6 protein-coding genes are annotated in these 3,770 nt (G+C 55.7%); 3 read left to right on the plus strand and 3 right to left on the minus strand.

Translation table 11 applies throughout. From position 1 onward, the window contains the following. The 3 genes from IQ273_RS31565 to gshB all read left to right on the plus strand — a co-directional run. A partial coding sequence (locus IQ273_RS31565; protein ID WP_194027041.1) for an SPOR domain-containing protein occupies positions 1 to 251 on the plus strand: 251 nt, incomplete at its 5' end. A gap of 265 nt (positions 252 to 516) precedes the next feature. Continuing rightward, positions 517 to 1,122, plus strand: coding sequence for a Uma2 family endonuclease (locus IQ273_RS31570; RefSeq protein ID WP_194027042.1), 606 nt, complete (start codon positions 517 to 519; stop codon positions 1,120 to 1,122). A 75-nt stretch (positions 1,123 to 1,197) separates the two neighbouring features. Continuing rightward, positions 1,198 to 2,157, plus strand: a complete 960-nt coding sequence (gene gshB / locus IQ273_RS31575; RefSeq protein WP_194027043.1) for a glutathione synthase — start codon at positions 1,198 to 1,200, stop codon at positions 2,155 to 2,157. 21 nt (positions 2,158 to 2,178) lie between these two features. Here gshB and IQ273_RS31580 read toward each other — a convergent pair whose 3' ends face one another. The 3 genes from IQ273_RS31580 to IQ273_RS31590 form a co-directional block, all read right to left on the minus strand. Next, positions 2,179 to 2,463 carry a hypothetical protein gene (locus IQ273_RS31580; RefSeq protein WP_194027044.1) on the minus strand — a complete coding sequence of 95 codons (285 nt, stop codon included), beginning with the start codon at positions 2,461 to 2,463 and terminating at the stop codon, positions 2,179 to 2,181. A gap of 142 nt (positions 2,464 to 2,605) precedes the next feature. Beyond that, positions 2,606 to 3,061 carry a peptide-methionine (S)-S-oxide reductase MsrA gene (gene msrA / locus IQ273_RS31585; RefSeq protein WP_194027045.1) on the minus strand — a complete coding sequence of 152 codons (456 nt, stop codon included), beginning with the start codon at positions 3,059 to 3,061 and terminating at the stop codon, positions 2,606 to 2,608. A gap of 40 nt (positions 3,062 to 3,101) precedes the next feature. Then, the coding region (locus IQ273_RS31590) for a cyclic peptide export ABC transporter (RefSeq protein WP_194027046.1) at positions 3,102 to 3,770 on the minus strand (669 nt) is incomplete at its 5' end.

Genomic DNA, 3,770 nt, shown 5'->3' on the forward strand with positions numbered 1-3,770 from the left:
CTGCCGTAGCACCTCCAGCCCCCATTACCCAGGCTCCGCCCCAGGCTGCCCCTAGCTACTACGTGGTTACCGACTACAACGGAGCAGCCTCCTTAGAGTCGGCTCGGGGTGCCGTGGGGGACGCCTACGTGCGCGACTTTTCTAACGGCACCCGCATTCAAATGGGCGCATTTTCCCAAGAATCGTCAGCCCGCAACCTGGTCAATCAACTCCAGGGACAAGGGATTCCGGCCCAGGTGATTAGCCCCTAGATTAGGGTCAGCTCTAAATTTGTACACCATTGAAATAAGCTGAAACTAACTATCTCAGATCGCCAAAAGCCTGGTTCTACCGTAGGGCGGGCAGTGCCCGCCCGCCTTAATTAAGTGCCATTCGCCCTAAGTCTTAGTGAGCTTGAGAAAACCGAGATCATCTGTTTGGGCCTCAGCCCAATCGGTTTCAAGATCCACACTAACGACAGAGCAAGTTAGGCGTTTTAAGGATCTACCCTGAAGGCATAACACATGAGCGTTTGCCATGCCTTCCGGCCAGCCTAGAACTCTGACCTTCACTGAGTATCTTGCTCAAGCTGCCCCCGCCGAGCTACGGCAGGAGCTGACGAATGGCATACCCATAACGATGCCGCCCGAAAGCGATGACAACATTGCGCTTACCTTGGGGCTCGCTGAAAAGCTGAAAGAGGTAGTCGACTGGCACCTCATTCGTACCCATTCCACCACCCTACAGGTGCCGTCCCTGCCCGAGATTCCCCAAGAAAATCGCTTTCCTAACCTGATCGTGCTCACCCCTGAGCTGAGCCGCCAGTTCAGGGATAAAAACAGTGCCATTACGCTTGAGATGTTGAATCCGGCTCTGGTGGTAGAAGTTGTCAACCCTTACAACAGCCCGAATGAAGACAACTATCGATGCGACTACATTGAAAAGCGCCAGCAGTACGAACAGCGGGGCGTCCCTGAATACTGGATTGTAGACCCCACCGCAGGCGAGGTAACCGTGCTGGCGCTGCTGCACCAGGATGGCTATCAGGCGCGTGCCTTTCAGGGCCAACAGCGGATTAGATCTTCGGGCTTTCCATCGTTGATTTTAACGGTCGATGAGCTGCTGACGCTGGGGGCCAAATAGCATTACTCAGCCAGGCCTCATTTTTGTCCCCTGCGTGGGATGCTAGAACTCTAGTTGGAGTAATGGGCATTCCCTGTGAAATTTGCATTCATCATTGACCCCATCCACCGCCTCGACCCCGGCCACGATACCAGCGTTGCCATGATGGAAGCGGCCCAGGCGCGAGGCCACGAGGTTTGGATTATGGCGGCCAGCGCCTTGAGCGTGGTGGCAGGCAAAGCGCTGGCGCTGATGCACCCGGTCACGCTCACCCCCGTGCAGATCGTTGACGGGCTGTGGGCTGCCGCTACCCCCTGGTTTGAAATGGGCGAGGCCGTGCAGCGCCCCCTTGAGGATATGGATGCGGTATTTATGCGCACCGACCCACCGGTCACGGTGCCCTACCTCTACGCTACCTACATTTTTGACTATGTGAACCCAGCCAAAACTCGTGTGATTAATTCGCCCCAGGGACTGCGGGCGGCCAATGAAAAAATGTACGCCCTGCAATTTTCTGAGGCGATTCCTGAAACCATTGTCAGCCAGAGCAAGGTGGTAATTCGCGAGACGGTGGAGCGTTGGGGGTCGGCGGTGCTTAAGCCCTTGGGCGGTAAGGCCGGGGAGGGCATTTTGTTTTTGCAGGCAGGCGATCGCAACCTCAACTCCATGGTCGAAATTAGCACTCGCCAGGGCCAGGAACCGGTGATGGTGCAGACCTACCTGCCCGCCGCTAAAGACGGCGACAAGCGGATCATTCTGCTCAACGGCGACCCGATTGGCGCAGTTAACCGTATCCCCACCGGCAGCGAGTTTCGCGGCAACATGGCGGTAGGGGGCCGGGTGGCCAAGGCCGAGATTACCGAGCGCGAACTTGATATTTGTCGCCAACTCGCCCCCACCCTCGTTCGCGACGGCCTCTATTTTGTCGGCATCGACGTGATCGGCGGCTACCTCACCGAGGTCAACGTCACTAGCCCTACCGGCATTCGCGAAATCGATCGCCTCGACGATGTGCGCCTGGGCGAGCAGGTGATCGCTTGGGTCGAGCAGGGGTAGAGCAGGGGTAGTCGCGCCCAGCTATTCGAGATGACGGCATTCTAGCCATTCCTGCACCTCTAGCTCAGAGGGGGTGGTAAACCGCTGGCGACTGTTGGGGTCATAAACATGCCACAGCACTTTGCCCTCCACATCGTAGTACTTGGAAATGCGGGGAGCGGTGCGATCGCGAGTGAATTCATTCACCAGGGCTGCACCAATTTGCTGCAAAAAGGCCAAAAACTGGGTCGAAAACGACTGAGCCGGAGACTTTTCGTAAGCGGTCTCTAGCTGCTGGCGACGGTAGGCGTCGTTGGGGTAAACCATAGCTTTTCTCCTGTGCCCTAGGGCGGGTTAATCGGCTGAATGGGTTTACCTTAGGTTTTCTACCCCCGAAGATTCAAAGCACAGGGCCTATGGCAAAGATGCAATCTATCGATACCAAACCACTAAATTCGTCCGTGGCCTATCAGCCAAAGTAGCGCTGGTGTTCTTCAGAGGCGAGCCAGTAGGCGCTGGCCGGTTCAATTTGGGTGACGATGGGCTGGGGGTAGTGGCCTGAGTCTTGCAGCCGATTTTTAGAGCGGCGGGCGATCTGGGCCTGCTCGGGAGTGTGGTAGAAAATGACCGAGCGGTACTGCTCACCGCGATCGCCCCCCTGGCGGTTGAGGCTGGTGGGGTCGTGGATACGCCAGAAAGTCTCAAGCAGGGCGTCGTAGGTAATCTCAGCGGGGTTGAACTGCACCTGGCAGACTTCGGCATGGCCGGTAATGCGCGACAGCACATCGAGGTAGCAGGGGTTTTCGAAGTGGCCCCCCATGTAGCCCACGGAGGTATCGAGTACCCTGTCGAGCTTGCGAAAGGCGGCTTCTACACCCCAGAAGCACCCGGCCCCAAAGGTAGCGAGTTCAGTAGTAGTGGTCATCGGTTTATAGCGGAGTGAGTGGACTGGGTTTAACGCGGAATTAAAGGGCCGAGAGCTTGGCAAACTCAACCTGGCCGTAGTTGAGCTTGATCATGCGATCGCCCACGTAAAAATAGTGATCGTCGTGGCTAATCACAAAGACGGTTTTTCCCTGGGCTTTTAGATCCGGCAAAAACTGAGTATAGAAGACGTGTTTAAACGATGGATCTTGATCGGCAGCCCACTCATCAAATAGGTAAATGGGCCGATCTTCCATATAGGCACTGAGTAGGGCCAGGCGCTTGCGCTGCCCCTGGGAGAGATCTACCGTCGAAAATTTGCCCTGTTCGATCCGAACCTTGTGGCTAAGATTCAGCTGGTTTAGATAGTCCTGAGCTTTACTGTCGTCGGCTTTGCTGCTCATTCCCAGCAGCCGATCAAACAGGTAGAAATCTGAAAACACAACCGAAAAATGCTGTCGATACCACTCTTGATTCTCCGCATCAATGGGCTGATGATTTAGCCGAATTTCTCCAGACTGGGGCTGATAGAGCCCCGTAATTACTTTCGCCAGGGTCGATTTGCCGCTGCCGTTACCCCCAATAATAAAAATTAGCTCGCCAGGGTGCACGACTAAATCAACCGGCCCCAGGGTAAATTCAGTGGCCTCTTGATCGGTTCGGTAGGTGTGGGTGACCCCCTTAAGTTCTAGCTGATGCCAGCTTTGGAT

It is taken from the genome of Nodosilinea sp. LEGE 07298, assembly GCF_015207265.1.
Taxonomy (GTDB): domain Bacteria; phylum Cyanobacteriota; class Cyanobacteriia; order Phormidesmidales; family Phormidesmidaceae; genus Nodosilinea.

Excerpts from the sequence above, each read along its gene's own strand:
- IQ273_RS31570 (WP_194027042.1), top strand. The coding sequence starts at position 517 with ATGCCTTCCGGCCAGCCTAGAACTCTGACCTTCACTGAGTATCTTGCT.
- IQ273_RS31580 (WP_194027044.1), bottom strand. The coding sequence starts at position 2,463 with ATGGTTTACCCCAACGACGCCTACCGTCGCCAGCAGCTAGAGACCGCT.
- msrA (WP_194027045.1), bottom strand. The coding sequence starts at position 3,061 with ATGACCACTACTACTGAACTCGCTACCTTTGGGGCCGGGTGCTTCTGG.